Origin of the sequence: Acinetobacter uliginosus, assembly GCF_044130295.1 — a bacterium.
Classification (GTDB): Bacteria; Pseudomonadota; Gammaproteobacteria; order Pseudomonadales; family Moraxellaceae; genus Acinetobacter.
Genome location: NZ_JBIQOC010000023.1, coordinates 1 through 16,438 on the forward strand (window position 1 = coordinate 1; position 16,438 = coordinate 16,438).

A 16,438-nucleotide genomic window follows, 5' to 3' on the forward strand; every position below is an offset into this window, starting at 1 on the left:
GAAACACCTAATGTTTTAGCTGCAACGCTAATGCTTACATATTTACTCATGTTGTATATAATAGTATAGAAATAAGTAGATTTCAATTAGTAGTTACAAACCCTGAGTTTTTATCTGGCTATGGCAGGATTATACAAATATTTTAAAGGCGCAATATCTCGGGTGGTGATAACTGCAAGCTCCCACTCAGATGGGTCGTTTGGCTTATTCAGTACACTGGTACCCTTCAGCCAGCTTCAGAATATTCAGTGGATGAGTTAGAGAAAATAGCAACATATTTTAAGGATCGAGAAAGATGCGTAGATAGCTGCGCCTTGAGGTTAAGCAGAATGTCAATTTCTAATTTATTTACTGTAATCTGTTTACATACCAAAAGTAGCGAAATGATGAGCTAACTATCGCTATATGTCTGATCAAATTGTAGAAATTCTTCCATTTTTTAGTTTTTACATTATTTTTTAACTGCACGTTTAAAAGCTTTCAATACTTGCTCTCTGGTACTCGCCACCCATTAAACCAGGTCATGGTTGAGGCTAGCTCCTTCCCCATCTATCTAAGCCACCTGATTTTAGTTTCCACGTTTTTTAACCAGGGGCTAAACACACCAGATGATGGCCTGCACAACGTCCCCGCTTCTAAAGCCTTTGTCCTATGTAAAAGGTGGCATTATGCGTAATTTAAACATCAGTTTCTTTCAGCTTAGGCTATTTCCAGCAGTCCATTGAATGAAAACAATAATTTTGGCACCTATTTTGCTTAATCAGTATTACGTTTTATAAAAATTGTAATATTGAGGGGCAACACTATGGGTTACGTTGCACGTGAACTCAGTCAAAGAAAAAAACTGCTGTTTGGCTTGGGGTCTTTTTTAATACCGGTCTTGATTTGGTGTGCAGTCAGCTATTTACCCTTTATCTGGCATCCACAAGTCCAGATTGCCGATTCAGGCAGCGTGAACTATTTACAGGTCGGTAGTCGCATTGATAAAGACGTCTTTTTCTCTGCCGCCCAGTCTGCGCTAGATCAAGGTCTGGCTCCACCGCAAGGGATTCTGGTGAATCCGATCTATCTGCCCGCCCCACATGAAGTGGCGATTGCCCTGGTCACGGCATTCACCACTGAACCTGCACAGGCCAATACACCCTGGTTCCATGAAAGCCTGTGGCACAGTATCAAACTGGTCTTTAGTGCTTTCTTTATTTCTTCGCTGATCGGGATTCCACTCGGTATTTTATGTGGTTTCTCTCACAAAATTTCCCAGCTGACCGAGCCTTTTGTTGAATTTTTCCGCTACCTGCCTGCCCCGGCCTTTGGTGCACTTGCGGTTGCTATTTTAGGGATCAATGATGCACCGAAAATTGCCATCATTGTCATTGGCACCCTGTTCCAGCAAATCCTGATTATTGCCAATACCACACGTCTGGTGGACCGTAGCCTGATTGAAGCCGGTTTTACCTTAGGCACCAATAAAATGAAAAGCTTGTTTTATGTGGTCATTCCAGCGGCCCTTCCTGAAATTTACCGCAATCTGCGTGTCCTGCTCGGCTGGGCATGGACCTATCTGATCGTGGCTGAACTGATCGGCAGTACCTCGGGGATTACCTGGTTTATTACCCAGCAAGCCCGTTACCAGAATTTTGACAATGTCTTTGCCGCGATCCTGATCATTGGGGTGATTGGTCTGCTTTGCGATGTGATGTTAATGAAACTGGGACAACGCCTATTTAAATGGAAACCGGGAGCAAATTAATGCAAAACCCTGAATTTAATACCCGCGAATACTTTAACAAGATTTATAGCCGTCCGGTGATTCTGGAAGCGAAACAGCTGACGCAAAAATTCAGTCATGGCAAAACTGAACGTACGGTTTTAAATGCCCTGGATCTCAAAATTCATAAGCGTGAGTTTATCTGTGTGATTGGTCCTTCTGGTTGTGGAAAGTCTACGTTTAGCCGTGTAGTAGCAGGACTAGACCCGTATAGCAGTGGTGAGATTCTGGTCGATGGCCAGCCGATTACCGGTCCGAGTCCGGAACGTGGCATGGTGTTTCAGGGCTATACCCTGTTCCCATGGAAAACCGTCAAAGAAAATGTCATGTTTGGCCCAAAAATGAAAGGCCAAAGTAATGCCTCAGCCGAAGCGCAGGCACGTGAATGGATCAATATCATTGGTCTGGAAAAATATCAGGACCAGTATCCGCATCAGCTGTCTGGCGGGATGAAACAGCGTGTCGCGATTGCCCGTGCGCTGGTCAATGAACCCAAAGTCTTGCTGATGGATGAACCTTTTGGTGCGCTGGATCCGCATACGCGCCAGAAAATGCAGCGTCACCTGCTGGACCTGTGGCAGAACATCGATATCACCATTATTTTCGTGACCCACGATATGGATGAAGCGATTTTGCTGGCCGACCGCATTGTGGCCTTGAAAGCCAATCCGGGTGAAATTAAAGAAATTATTGAAGTGAATCTGCCACGTCCACGTCATCCCGATCTGATGCTGACGCCGGAATTTAAACAGCTGCGTGAGCATGTCGATCACATGGTGCATGCCCAGGAAGATGAACTAGATCCAGCACTGGCGGATCTGCCGGAGATTCCGCGTCTGACCAAAGTGAGCACCAGCAAATAATCAGGTTAAAAGCACCTTTGGGACGACCCAAAGGTTTTAATCGCTGTGTTGGACGACCAACAATTAAGGTGATTGCCATGCAAGACCCATATGTACTTCCGCTTATTGATATCTCCAAACTGCAAAGTCCACATCTGGCCGACCGTCTTGAAGTCGCTCATGCTCTGGATCAGGCCTGCAAAGAGGTTGGCTTTCTCTATCTGCAAGGTCGCCAATTTAATTTTGACTATGCCAAAGCCTTGATTGAAATTGCCCAATCCTATTTTTCACAGGATCTGGACAGCAAGATGCAGCACTATATTGGTCAATCCAGTAACCATAGTGGTTATGTGCCGATTGGCGAAGAACAGTTTGCTGGACATAGCTATGATCTAAAAGAAGCCTATGATGTCAATTATGACTATCAGGGACCTGAAACAGGCTGCCCATTGCTCGGCCCAACCTTATGGCCGGAAGACCCCAATTTCAGGGCAGTGGTCAGTCAGTATTACAGCCATCTGCGTGAGATCAGCCAGCAGATTTTTGCTGCTTTTGCCCTGGCACTGGGCATCGAAGAAGACTTTTTTGCGCGTAAAATTACCGATGCCCCAAGCCAGTTACGCCTAATTCATTATCCCTATAATCCCGAAGTCACAGATGCTGAAGGGATTGGTGCACACACCGACTATGAATGCTTTACCTTGCTGCTACCCACTGCACCCGGTTTGCAGGTACTGAATAAAGCCGGTGAGTGGATCGATATTCCATTGATTGAAAATACCCTGGTGATGAATATCGGTGACATGATGGAAATTCTGTCCAATGGTCAATACCTGGCGACCAAACATCGGGTGAAAAAGGTTTCGGAAGAACGTTACTCCTTCCCGCTGTTTTGTGCCTGCAATTATGACACCGTGATTGAACCGGTCATTCAAACTGAAGATTGCAAATATGCTGCACTGATTGGTGGCGAACATCTGTTTAACCAGACTGCACAAACGTTTCATTATTTAAAACAACGTATCGCTTCCGGCGAACTGGTACTGAAAAATGCGGTCCCGCTGTCCTCCTTTGGCCTTGAAGAACAGCCGGAGGCAACATCATGAACTTACTTGAAGCACTGACAACTTTAACACCGACAACCCGTCAGCCTGAAGTTATTCCGAACTTTTTATATGGTGCTTTCCGGCGCAAAAGTATCAGCTTCTTTAATGGCCTGACCGATGAAAATACCATTGTGTACTGGTTTCAGTCGCGCAGCTTTACCATTGATCTGCGCCTGAAAAGTCAGAATGGCACACCCATCGCAGACCGTCAGGGCTGGATTGGCAATACCTTATGGGATGAATCCAAGCAGCTGTTGTCCTGGGAGGTCGCTGACTACGCCAATTACCAGAACCATGTGCAATGGCCTGAGCCGGCAAAGCTGCATGCGATTGGCAACTGCATTCTGGAATTCTCTCCCAGCAACGTTTATGTCGAAGACTGGCGCCAGCAGGTACAATGCGGTGTGTTTTTAGGCCTGCGACTTCAATCAGCACTTGATGTCCAGTTAGGACAAAAGCTGGAAATGGATGGCGGCCTGATTATCTGTGGCAATCATATGGCCTATGCCCTGACCCGTTTGCCAGATGTACAAAGCACAGTTGCTCAAATGGATTTAAAAGCGGTTGATCCAACTGTTTTTGCTTTAATTGAAAGTTTTGAAGTCTCGATCGGCACGGATGGTCAAACTAAAACGTACAGCACCTGCGCCAGTGAAGCCGGTAACGCTTTTAATCTCGACAACTTTGAGATTCTTGATAAAACCCGTCTGGTTCAGCATGTAATTTTGGATGGTCATGAAATCGACCTGATTTTTGCGGTAGATATGTATATGCCTGACTACGAGTTTCAGCACAGCACTGCGACAACTGCAGAAGCGGAACACTGGCTGAAGTCAGAACAGGATCACCTGATGCATCATGCAGCACGCGTGCTCTAGGGAGGAATATGGCTTTTTTATATCTGTCGATTGCCATCATTGCAGAAGTGATTGCGACTTCTGCCCTGAAAGCCTCCAATGGCTTTAGTGTGCTCTGGCCATCTCTGGCCACCATTCTTGGATATGCCGTTGCGCTATTCTTTCTGTCACTGACCATGAAAACCATTCCGATGGGCATTGCCTATGCGATCTGGTCCGGTGCCGGCATTATCCTGATTTCAACGGTTGGCCTACTGGTGTTTAAACAGCACCTAGATCTTCCGGCGCTGATCGGACTGGCATTGATGATCATGGGTATTATTTTTATCAATGTGTTTTCTAAAAGCACTGAACTTTAATTTTTTTGATGTTTATCTGACCATAAAAAAATCCCCAGTCTGATCAGACTGGGGATTTTTTTATGCACTAGATCTGGCTTTATTTCAGCTCTTGTACCAATGTCGGCACAATGACAGCATCGACATTCATTTCAGTGCTGTAGATGCCATTGGTCACATTGAATTTATTGACATGGTAGCTGGAACCATAGATCGAATCGAAGCCATTGCCTTTGGTAAAGACTTTCTTGTTCGCCTCTAAGTCCAATAGATGCGTCCCCTCGATAAACTGCATATAGGCTTTGGCATCGACCCCGACCCGTTTGGCCATAATCCGGGCCGCATCTTCACGAGTCGCCGGATCATTAATATATTTTACCGTTTTATCCCAAACCTGGATCAGCTTTTTCCATTGTTCCTGGTTGGCTTGCAGATGTGCTGGATTCACCGTCAGGGTATCGTAGATCAGGCCGGCTTTATCTTTAGAGCTAAAAATAATCTTTGAACCGGCAACGGCAGATAAAGCCTGATTGGCGACCGGCTGCCATACGGCAATCGCATCAATATCTGGAGTATTAAAGACCTGAGGCAGTTCATTGGTCATGGTATTGACCAGCTTGACCTCGTTCAGCTTGATTTTGGCATCATCCAGTGCAGTCGACAGCAGCAGGTGATCGACCAGACCTTTTTCAGTCGCCACTGTTTTGCCTTTCAGTTCCTGAATCGTATTAATCCCCGGTTTAGCGATAATGACGTCATTTCCCGCCGAATAGTCGGTTGCCATGATCATTACGCCTTTGGTACCACCGGAACCGGTCACCAGATTATCTCCGTTGGTGACCATCACCGCATCCAGCTGGTTTGCAGCAAAAGCAGACAATGAAGCCGAATAGTCAAACCATTTAAAATCGGCATTTACGCCAGCTTCTTTTAACCAGCCTTTTTCAATGGCCACTTGCCATGCCACAAAGCCCGGCCAGTCACTATAACCAATACGGATCGGCTGGGTTTGGGCACTAGCGCCTGCCTTGGCATCTGATTCTGGCACTTTAGCCGTATTGTCACAGCCACTCAATAAAATGGCGCCACAGATTGATGCGGCTAAACTTAGTTTTTTCATCATGGTGCGATTTCCCCTATGCAATTACATTTAAAACGCGTGTTTGAAGGTTGTTTTGATTGAATAAAGTCACGCCAGCCACCGAAATGGCTGATGTCAGTGGCATCTTCCAGCGCATAGCCTTCACAGATAAAGCCTTTGACCCAACGACCATCTGCCAGCTGAACATTGCCAATACCGAGCGGTGCCGGCACTTCTGCAACAATCTGACCAAAGTTGGCAAATGGAATATCCCAGACTTCGACTGCAATCTTCTGACCTGTACTGCTGTACTGCAGGCCCGGTTTAGGCGGTGTGGTATTTTTCAAGGCATACAATTTATAGCTTGCTGCGGTCTGGGTGGTTTGCAGCAAGGTTCCGCCACGTGTGGTCAGCTGGAAGTTCAACGGCATACCCGTCAGGTGTGCACCTACGACTGCGAGTTTGACCGAATGCTGAGATTGAATCTGGGTGCTTGGTATATAAGTTTTCTGCGAAGTCCCCAGCATTAAAGCTGTCGCTTGCTGCCAGCGTTGAGCAAAGTTGGCCAAGGCCTGATCCATCCAGGCAGGAGCAATAAAGGTCACACCGCTTGGCAGGCCATCAACACGAATGCTATTTGGCAGTGCCAAGGCTGACAGATCAGCAAAATTGACGAAATTGGTATAGGCACCCATGTGGCTATTTTTAACCAGTGGATCTGCTTCCACATCGGCAATCTTGTAAATGGTCGGTGCGGTAGGCACCATCAAGGCATCAAAGTCCGCCAATGCCAGATTGATTTGGCGCGCCAGCTGGGCACGTTCATATTCCGCCTGCATCATATCGACAGCGTTGAAGTTGTCCGCCTGACTGATGATCTGGTGAATCACCGGATGGGGCACCTCACGCGAGACTATTTTCTCTACGGCGCTGCAACGCTCTGCGACCCAAGCTTTGTTATATAAAGCTGAAGCTAGCTGATTGAAGATGCTGAAATCAATCGCTTCGACCGCATAGCCCAGCTGTTTGGCACGAGCGATCGCCAGTTTAAAGGCTTTTTCCGATTCCGCATCGCCATAGAATTCTAGTTGTGCCGGAATGGCAATTTTGCCTTTAGAAAACTGGGTGGGTACATTGGCTGGATGCTGGCGTGAATATTCATCAGATGTATCATAACCTTGCATGATCTGGGCTACTTGCCAGGCATCATCCACCGTCAAGGCAAAAATTGAAATCACATCAATGGTACGGCAAGCCGGAATCAGCCCCGAAGTTGAGAACCAGCCCTTGGTCGGTTTAAGCCCTACAATATTGTTATGTCCGGCTGGCACACGGCCCGAACCTGCGGTATCTGTGCCTAAACTGAAAGGCACCTGACCATTGGCAACCGCCACAGATGAACCCGAACTTGAACCGCCACTGATATAGTCTGGATGAAAGCTATTTTTCACTGCACCGTATGGAGAACGTACACCGACCAGACCCGTCGCGAACTGGTCCAGATTGGTTTTACCCACCACAATCGCACCAGCCGCTTTCAACTTGGCAACCACTGTTGCATCCTGGCTGGCTAGATAAGCAGCTTCTTTACAGGCCGCCGTGGTATAAAAACCGGCAACATCAATATTATCTTTCACCGCAAATGGAATACCGTACAGTGGCAGGTCTGCTGTGGATTTACCCTTTAAAGTATCAATTTGGGCTTGTAGTTGTTCACTTAAGGCAATGGAAATCCAGGCATGATCGTCGTTGTTAAACGATGCAACATAGGAGATCAGGTCCTGTAACTGGATCTGCTGCTGTTGGTAAGCATTCTGCCAGTCCTGAATGGTCCATAAAGTGTTCATGACAATACTCCTTTATTGGTATTTTGAGGAATGGGAGGCATCACGGCATCCATCAGTTCCAGATGCCCTTTGAGCACCCCTTTCAATGCAATAAATTGTTCACCAATTTCTTTCAGGTCACTGCTCACGCCCTGCATCAGCATCACTTGCAGGACTTTTTCATCATCCAGCTGGATATGTAGCGAGCTGATCACCTGTTCCAGATATTGCTGTTGCAGGTCCACCAGCTGGGAACGTAGCGGCTTGAGGCTGACGTCATAGACCAAAGTCAATGTGCCGACCATCACTTCATCGTGTGCCACCAGATCATCAATCAAATACCGGTTAATCATGTCGAGAATAGCCTGAGAACGGCTTTCATAATGTTGCTCGACAATCTTTTGATCGAGTGCCTGAAGCGTGCTTTCTGGCAGGGTGATACTAATCCGTGCCAATTTTTGTTTAGCCACGGCGGTATTCCTTGTGCTGTGCGGATTGCTGTAAATGCAGTCCGGCACGTACGCTTAAAAGCTCAACTAAAAGTTTCAGCCATGGATGCAGCTTTTTATTCGAGTCTGGATGATTCATGTGCATCTCCTACAGGTATTACAAAACTGGAATTTCGTATTACTTGCTAAAATGCAGAAAGCGTGCCAATTGTAGCGACGGGATAAAATAAAAACGGCTAAAAAAAAGCCCCAGTACGCTGAGCTGGGGCCTGTTTTAAATCAGGGGGGTTATTGATAATTTCACCGGTTCGATTGCTTTTATTATTCATGTACAGTTATTTTTTTTATACATGATGGGTTGACCGATGAGTATGGTTGAGTGATCAAGTGAATAGCTCTCCTCTGTTTATCTGTCATATAAATAAAAGCAGAAAGCATGCCAGCTTAGTTCTTATAAATAAAATTATGTAAAAACAGTTATTTATTAAAATAAAAAGTGCTTAAAAATATTGATAAAATGTTTATGCGCCAAGATTGATCAGATTTGCACCAAAATGATATCGATTGAAGGTTGCGGTACATATTTAGAAAGTTGAATCTTCACATGTTGGTCAACGCTGGTATTGAAAGTAGCCATTTAAGGGCTAAAGGTTTTGAGGATGCTCTATCTATTACAGCTAATGCAAATAAAGATAGTAAAGCGAAGAATCGTCGGGTTGAGTTGGTTAAATTGTAAGAATAATAAAGATAAACTTTCATCATAAGCCGTTGAAAGGCAGTTTTTCTTTAACAATAAATGATTTTTCATATTCTAAATAAAATTATTTTTCTATAAAATCATAAGCATAATTATAGATCGCTTAGAAGAATTTCATGACTGAAAAATTATACTATTGGGCAGAAGATATTGATGATTATAATTCCGATAACTTAATTGAAGATAATCAGATTATTGAGATAAAAAGACTTAATTTTTTTATTGGGAAAAATAATGCAGGGAAAAGTAGGCTTTTAAGATCACTTTTTATAACACCACTAAAATTCGATGAGGTTAATTTCGTTTTCCCTACAGCCTTTCTAGAAAAATTAAAAATTGCAGTACAAAATGTGCATCCTAATAATGTCGCATTTGGAAATAGCTACGGGGGTGATTTAAATAAAAAATTTTTAAGTTTAATAGATGATTTGCTTAATTCACAAGAAAACTCCTCAATAATTATTTATAAGAAAAACTTAGATAAAAAATTTGTAGAAATTAGAAATTTTCATGTAGTTAATACTGAAAATACATTTTTGCCTATTTTTAATGATTACGATTCAAAATTAGAAAAATTTTATAAAAAGTATTTTTTTCATAATAAATTTTATATACCAATTTTACGTGGTATGCGTCCTGTTAGCTTGGAACAAAACAAACAAGCTTATTATGAACGTACTCATAAAGATTACTTTATGAGCATCGAAACTAATGGACAATATTTAGATAATAGAAAATTTAATTTATCAAATATTATTACAGGAGAATCCTTATACCATGAACTTAAAACTCATCTCTTAGGTGAACCTGAAGACCGCGCTTTAATTAAAATTTATGAAGAAAAATTAAGTCAGTACTTTTTTGATAATGAATCTATCTCACTTATTCCTAAGCATGATCAAGATGTTGTAAATATCAAAATAGGAAATGATAAACAATTCCCTATTTCGCAATTAGGTGATGGTTTACAGCAAGCTATTATTTTGACTTATGAAGCATATATCAAAAGTAAAGATAAAGATGGAAATTCAGAAATCCATGCATTCTTTATAGAAGAACCAGAACTTCACATGCATGCAGGTATGGTACGTCAACTGATGAATTTTTATTTAAATGAAACTAACCACTATTACTTCTTTACTACCCATTCAAATCACTTATTAGATATGGCGGATGAATCTGATCAAGTCATGATTCAGAAGTTTGTGAAGCAAGCGAAATCTGATAATCCCAAAGAATTTGAGTTTAAAATTTATCGTTGTGACCGAGACCGTGATTTACTTGCTTCATTAGGTGTACGCCCATCTTCTGTTTATTTAGCTAACTGTACGATTTGGGTCGAAGGCATTACAGATAGGCTATATATCACTAAATATATGGAAAAATATTTAGCTGAATTAGAAAATTCTAATGAGAAGCTTTATAAACAGTACCGTAGGTTTATGCCGAATTATCACTACACGTTTGTAGAGTATGCAGGAAGTAATTTAGTACATTGGTGCTTTAGTGATAATTATGCTGATCAATTGGAAGATAAAGGCTTAAGCGCTAAAGCTGTCGCAAGTGAAATGTTGCTAATAGCTGATGGCGATATTCAAGGTAAAGCTGATCGTGTTCAGATTTTAAGAAAAGAGTTAAAGACAGATAATTATCTGATTTTAGAGTGTAAGGAAACAGAAAACACCCTACCCAAAGATTCTATTGTTAGAGTAGCTAAAAAGAAATTTATCAATATGAAAAGTAAAACTACTCAAGGATTTAGCATAGAAAAACTAGATGAAATAAGCACATTTGATTATTTTGATCATAAAGATTATGGAATAGGTAAACTATTAGATGATCAAATTCGAAACTCTAGAATCTCAACTGATAAAACTGCATTTGCTGATGGTACAGGCGTTGGTACGATTAAATACAAATTAGATTTTTGCCGTGAAATTATCAAAGATTTCGATGAAAATCCTGATTGGGAACTTACACTGAAAGCTAAACAATTATGTGAGCGGATTTATAAACATATTGAAAAATGTAATACATGATCAAGAATACTTAGGCAAACGCCCCAAATTGGGAGCTGATTACACCAACGATAATCATTTGTAGATTCTCAAACATGCTTGCCTGTTTGAACGTGTTGTTGCGATTTAGATTGATAGCTTCCTTCATAGATACCTCCAGTGACTGTGTTGATTGATTTAACAAGTTAAACTTTTTGTCGCCTAATTCATTACTGAGCATAATGCCCAACCATACAAACAGTGTGATCAGCCCTATTAACGGAACGTCACCCAAGCTCAACGCTTGCCTAAATATTCTTTGATAAATATATATCAAAATTATGTTTTAAATTCAATTAAAAAACCGCCCTTACGGACGGTCTTTTTATTTCTCTCTCATCAAGCCACAGGTGCCAAGGTAAACAATACCTGCCCCGTTTTCACGGTTTGCCCTTTTTCAATGGTAATGGCATCGACACGCATACGCTCAGGGGCAAGAATTGGAATCTCGATCTTCATCGCTTCAATGACGGCTAAGGTTGCACCTTCTTCCACAATATCCCCCGACTGACATTCAATTTTCCAGATTGAACCCGGCATATGCGACTCTACGGCGCAGCCACCATCAGGAATTTCAACGCCTTCACCATCATCAACAGCGTCCAGGCTTTCAGACACATATTCTGCAAGACCTGCTGCATGCCAGCGACGACGTTCTGCATCAAAGTTCGCTTGTTGCACTTCTTTAAATGCTGAAATCGATTCCTGATGTTCCGTTAAGAAGTCGTTGTATTCTTTTAAGTTCAATACCCCTTCTTCAATACGCAGTTTTAAACGACCCGCTTTAAAGTCTTCACGCATTTGCATGAGTTCCGCTTCAGACACTTCATAGAATTTAATTTGGTCAAAGAAACGTAGTAACCACGGTTTACCTTGTTCAAAGTCGGCATTTTTACGGTAGCGTGACCACATTTGCGTAGTACGACCAACAAACTGATATCCCCCCGGACCTTCCATACCGTACACGCACATATAGGCACCGCCAATCCCGACGGCATTTTCAGGTGTCCAGGTACGTGCCGGGTTATATTTGGTGGTGACCAGACGCTGACGCGGATCAAGCGGTGTTGCTACAGGCGCACCGAGGTAAACATCGCCCAGACCCATCACCAAGTAACTTGCGTTATAGACCACATCTTTGACTGCCTGTTTGTCTTTTAAACCATTGATGCGGCGAATGAATTCGATATTGTCCGGACACCACGGCGCATCTGGACGCACGGTTTGCATATAACGTTCAGTTGCCAGTTGGGTTTGTGAATCTTCCCAGGCCAGTGGCAGATACACGGTACGCGATGGTACTTGCATTGCTGTCACATCCGGCAGTTCAGCTTCAGCCACTTGCAGTAAACGCAGTAAATCTGTTTGATCCAGTTTGATTGAATCAAAATGGATTTGCAGCGAACGAATGCCCGGTGTCAGGTCAATAATGCCAGCAATATTCTGTTTCTGTACCCATTGCATCAAGGCATGGATACGGAAACGCAGGTTCAGGTCCAGCACCAGCTCGCCATATTCCACCAGCATATAGTTATTGCCGGCAGGACGATACACCACATCCGGCAATCCATTCTGACCTTTTAAAGTATCCAGCACGGCATTTTTCAGCGTACTAATTTCAGGGTAGAACGATTCATCAAATGCCATAGCTTGGGTATCAGAAGCTTCTAATTGTGCATGATATTTTTCATTTAAAAGTTTTGCTTGGTGGTAGCTGACAGGGACAAACTTGACTTTATCGCCGGCTTTCAGCTGACCGAGTTTCCACAGTTCTGAATTAATCACTACGGCTGGACAGACAAAGCCCCCCAGGCTTGGTCCATCTGGACCCAAAATAATCGGCATATCCCCGGTGAAGTCAATCGCGCCAACGGCATAGGCATTGTCATGAATATTAGAAGGATGCAGACCGGCTTCACCACCGTCCTCACGTGCCCATTCCGGTTTGGGACCAATCAGACGAATCCCGGTACGGCTGGAGTTAAAGTGAATTTCAAAGCTGTTGGCAAAGAAGGTATCAATGTCATTTTTGGTAAAGAAATCCGGCGCCCCATGTGGGCCGTACATCACCGCAATTTCCCATTCCTGACTAAAAGTCGGAACTTGTTCAGGTGCAAGAGCTTTTACTTCATTAGATGTAAATGCCGTGATTGGCAGCATATCGCCAATTAACAGGTTACGCCCGGCATGACCACCAAACTGGCCCAAGGTAAAGGTCGCTTGTGAACCCAGATATTTCGGGACATTCAGACCGCCCTTGATGCCGATATAGGTACGGCAACCTGTAGCGATTTTGCCACATTTTAAAATCTGGCCTTTACCTACATTCACCGTTTGCCACATCGGTACCTCTACACCATCAAGCGTAGAGGGCATATTACCCCCGGCCAGTACGATCTGGCTATCACAGTGGAATTTCAGTGTCGGGCCTTGCAGGGTACATTCCAGCCCTGCGGTATTAGCTGCATTACCGAGTAACTGGTTGGCGACATTGAGTGACAATGGATCAATCGCACCGGATGGCGGTACACCGACATCCCAGTAACCGAGACGACCAGTGACATCCTGCACAGCAGTCTGAATACCGGCTTGCAGCACTTCAATTTTTTGGGTTTTCCATACAAAGGTATTTAAAAAACGTGTAGTTTGGGTACCGGCTTTAAACACCTCACAGTCGATGATGTTTTGCAGATATTCCAGATTGGTTTCAATCCCCGCAACCTGCGTTTTTGCCAGCGTTTTGGTCATCGCCTGAATCGCAGATTCACGGTCGTCTGCGGTGACAATGATTTTGGCAATCATTGGGTCATAGAATGAGGATACGGTTGAACCGGTTTCTACCCATGTTTCATTGCGGACATGAGCATCAAACTCAACATGGGTCAATAAACCTGCACTGGGCTGGAAGTTCTTGATCGGGTCTTCGGCATACAGACGCACCTGAATAGAATGACCTTTGGCTTCAAGTTTTTCACTTGGTGCTGTCCAGTCGCCGCTGGCCAGAGTTACCATCCATTCCACCAGATCTACGCCAAAGACCTGCTCGGTCACGCCGTGCTCGACTTGCAGACGGGTATTCACTTCCAGAAAGTAAAATTCCTGCGTATCGGTATCCATCACGAATTCAACCGTACCGGCCGAACGGTAATTCACTGATTGCATCAGCTGGATCGCAACATTCTGGATATAAGCACGTTGCTCATCATTGATATGCGGTGCCGGGGTTTCTTCAATCACCTTCTGGTTACGACGCTGTACTGAACAATCACGCTCCCCCAGTGCAAGGACCTGTCCGTTGCCATCACCAAAAATCTGCACTTCGATATGACGGGCGTTTTGTACAAATTTCTCTAGGTATAAACCTGCATCTTTAAAATTGGCTTGAGCTAAGTAAGACACCGTTGCATAAGCATCTTTCAGTTCAGTCTCATTCCAGACCAGACGCATGCCGATGCCGCCACCACCTGCGGTACTTTTTAGCATCACCGGATAGCCAATACGTGCAGCCTCAGTCAGCGCTTCAGCTTCATCTGCCAATAACTGACTGCCCGGCAGTAATGGCACCTTGGCCTGAATCGCCAGTTCACGTGCGGTGTGTTTCAGGCCAAATTTACGCATTTGTGTGGAGTTTGGACCGATAAAGGCAATGCCTTGTGATTCACACAAGTCGCAGAAGTCTGCATTTTCAGACAGGAAACCGTAACCCGGGTGAATGGCCTGCGCACCGGTCTGTTTGGCAACTTCTAGAATTTTCTCAACATTTAAATAGCTTTGACTGGCCGCTGCTTCACCGATATACACCGCTTCATCGGCCAGTGTGACATGCAATGAATCACGGTCGGCTTCTGAATACACCGCAACCGACTGGATACCCAATTTCTTTAAAGTACGGATCACGCGGCAGGCAATCGCGCCACGGTTAGCAATGAGGACTTTATTGAACATGGCTTACTCCTCACCTTCACGGATGATCAGTTGAATTCTGGTTGGGTTATAGGCATTGCAGGGATTATTCAGTTGCGGGCAATTTGAGATCAGTACGATCAAATCCATTTCTGCTTGAATCTCGACAAATTTACCGGGTGCTGAAATGCCATCATCAAATTTCAAATGACCATCTGCTGTCACCGGCACATTCATAAAGAAATTAATGTTTGGACCAATATGACGCACATTCAGGCCATGCTTTTTGGCAATCGGATGCTGAGACAACGCCATCATGAAATTGTTACGGCAGCTGTGCATTGGAAATTTGTCATGCGCATAACGCACGCTGTTACTTTCACATGAACATGCACCGCCTAAAGTATCGTGGCGGCCGCAGTTATCATCCTGAATTTTCGCAATCGCATGGCCAAAGTTGGTATAAAGCGTGGTGCCTTTTTCTAGATAAATCTGTTTATTGATCGCAAGCGTATCGGTTGCGCTGTAACGCTCTTCAGGATTTTTTGCTGAAATAAATAAGGTATCCACCGCCTGATTGCCCTCCAGGTCAACAATACGGAAATACTGTCCTTTCTTGACTTCACCCATCCACGCTTCACCGGCAGGACAGACTTCACTTAATACTGATTTTTCTAAACCATTTCCTAAATTAGCTAATGCAGTCATGATGATTCCCCCAATTAAATGCTGAGTGCGTAGTAACGATTATTGTTTTGGAAAGCACGCTGATTTTGCGGGCATGAATCACGGCAAATATCGGTCTCGGCTAAAGTATTGGCTTTGAACAGTGACAATTGAATATCGGCAGGTTGATACTCAGCACTGTTATCTAAGGCATGGGGTGCTGCAGACAGGAACAGCAGACAGTCCATTTCAAAACGCAGTTCAATGAGCTGATTGGTATGGTCCGATGCCACATAAGACAGCTCACCAGCATCATTTGGCACAACTTTAGAAAACAGATTGACCGTAGCGCTTAAATCTTGAGTCGATAAGCCAAATTTGGTCATCTCTAACAGCAAGCTGTCACGACCATTGCGGTACATGTCATTGCGTGCATCTTGAAAGGTTTTGTTTCCAAACTGTTTTTCAATTTGTACTTTGGTGCTTGGAGCACATAAAACATCATTCCAGCCATGCTCATCTTTGACAATCGATGCCATGACCCGGCCGAGATCTGAATACAGCACATGGCCGGTGCTTAAAAATGCGGTATGCTGCCCTTTTAGACTGTCGGGCATGTTGTAGCGTTCCAGCTTATCTTCAGCATTAACACAGAACAGGGAAACGTTGGCATTGGCACCAAGTGCCTTGAATTGTAGAATTGCGCCTTTTTGAATGCGGCCCGACCAGTGATGCCCGCCTGGCAGGATTTCAGTCCATAAAGTCTGATTGTTATGATAGTCGCCCAT

Annotated in this window: 14 protein-coding genes; 6 read left to right on the forward strand and 8 right to left on the reverse strand. The window is 44.0% G+C overall.

Annotated elements, in window-relative coordinates:
* Positions 1–805: 805 nt before the first annotated feature.
* From ACE01T_RS06445 to ACE01T_RS06465, 5 genes are all read left to right on the forward strand, one after another.
* Positions 806–1,750, forward strand: a complete 945-nt coding sequence (locus tag ACE01T_RS06445) for an ABC transporter permease (RefSeq protein ID WP_395518969.1) — start codon at positions 806–808, stop codon at positions 1,748–1,750.
* Positions 1,750–2,631, forward strand: coding sequence for an ABC transporter ATP-binding protein (locus ACE01T_RS06450; protein ID WP_180043751.1), 882 nt, complete (start codon positions 1,750–1,752; stop codon positions 2,629–2,631). Before ACE01T_RS06445 ends, ACE01T_RS06450 begins: the two co-directional genes overlap by 1 nt.
* Positions 2,632–2,708: 77 nt before the next feature.
* On the forward strand, positions 2,709–3,716 hold the full coding sequence (locus tag ACE01T_RS06455) for an isopenicillin N synthase family dioxygenase (RefSeq protein WP_180043753.1): 1,008 nt from the start codon (positions 2,709–2,711) through the stop codon (positions 3,714–3,716).
* The gene (locus ACE01T_RS06460) at positions 3,713–4,594 is read left to right on the forward strand and encodes a hypothetical protein (RefSeq protein WP_180043755.1); all 882 of its coding nucleotides are present in this window, start codon (positions 3,713–3,715) and stop codon (positions 4,592–4,594) included. Before ACE01T_RS06455 ends, ACE01T_RS06460 begins: the two co-directional genes overlap by 4 nt.
* A gap of 8 nt (positions 4,595–4,602) precedes the next feature.
* A complete protein-coding gene (locus tag ACE01T_RS06465; RefSeq protein ID WP_180043757.1) occupies positions 4,603–4,932 on the forward strand; it encodes a DMT family transporter in 330 nt (109 codons plus the stop codon).
* A 79-nt stretch (positions 4,933–5,011) separates the two neighbouring features.
* On the opposite strand, the gene ACE01T_RS06470 is transcribed toward ACE01T_RS06465, so the two are convergent.
* Genes ACE01T_RS06470 through ACE01T_RS06485 form a run of 4 tightly spaced genes read right to left on the reverse strand, consistent with a single transcriptional unit; the run spans position 5,012 to position 8,406 of the window.
* On the reverse strand, positions 5,012–6,034 hold the full coding sequence (locus ACE01T_RS06470; protein ID WP_180043759.1) for an ABC transporter substrate-binding protein: 1,023 nt from the start codon (positions 6,032–6,034) through the stop codon (positions 5,012–5,014).
* Complete coding sequence (atzF, locus tag ACE01T_RS06475) at positions 6,031–7,839, reverse strand: allophanate hydrolase (RefSeq protein ID WP_395518970.1); 1,809 nt, start codon at positions 7,837–7,839, stop codon at positions 6,031–6,033. The genes ACE01T_RS06470 and atzF overlap by 4 nt, the downstream gene beginning before the upstream one ends.
* Entirely contained in the window at positions 7,836–8,288 is a 453-nt protein-coding gene (locus ACE01T_RS06480) for a CopG family ribbon-helix-helix protein (RefSeq protein WP_395518971.1), read from the reverse strand. The genes atzF and ACE01T_RS06480 overlap by 4 nt, the downstream gene beginning before the upstream one ends.
* Complete coding sequence (locus tag ACE01T_RS06485) at positions 8,281–8,406, reverse strand: hypothetical protein (protein WP_395518972.1); 126 nt, start codon at positions 8,404–8,406, stop codon at positions 8,281–8,283. The genes ACE01T_RS06480 and ACE01T_RS06485 overlap by 8 nt, the downstream gene beginning before the upstream one ends.
* A 734-nt stretch (positions 8,407–9,140) precedes the next feature.
* On the opposite strand from ACE01T_RS06485, the gene ACE01T_RS06490 reads away from it, so the two are divergent.
* Complete coding sequence (locus ACE01T_RS06490; RefSeq protein WP_395518973.1) at positions 9,141–11,063, forward strand: AAA family ATPase; 1,923 nt, start codon at positions 9,141–9,143, stop codon at positions 11,061–11,063.
* A 10-nt stretch (positions 11,064–11,073) separates the two neighbouring features.
* Here ACE01T_RS06490 and ACE01T_RS06495 read toward each other — a convergent pair whose 3' ends face one another.
* From ACE01T_RS06495 to ACE01T_RS06510, 4 genes are all read right to left on the reverse strand, one after another.
* Positions 11,074–11,316 carry a hypothetical protein gene (locus ACE01T_RS06495; RefSeq protein ID WP_395518974.1) on the reverse strand — a complete coding sequence of 81 codons (243 nt, stop codon included), beginning with the start codon at positions 11,314–11,316 and terminating at the stop codon, positions 11,074–11,076.
* A gap of 104 nt (positions 11,317–11,420) precedes the next feature.
* Positions 11,421–15,026, reverse strand: a complete 3,606-nt coding sequence (gene uca, locus ACE01T_RS06500) for an urea carboxylase (RefSeq protein WP_395518975.1) — start codon at positions 15,024–15,026, stop codon at positions 11,421–11,423.
* 3 nt (positions 15,027–15,029) lie between these two features.
* On the reverse strand, positions 15,030–15,692 hold the full coding sequence (locus ACE01T_RS06505; RefSeq protein WP_086194866.1) for an urea amidolyase associated protein UAAP2: 663 nt from the start codon (positions 15,690–15,692) through the stop codon (positions 15,030–15,032).
* Positions 15,693–15,706: 14 nt separating this feature from the next.
* Entirely contained in the window at positions 15,707–16,438 is a 732-nt protein-coding gene (locus tag ACE01T_RS06510; RefSeq protein ID WP_086194867.1) for an urea amidolyase associated protein UAAP1, read from the reverse strand.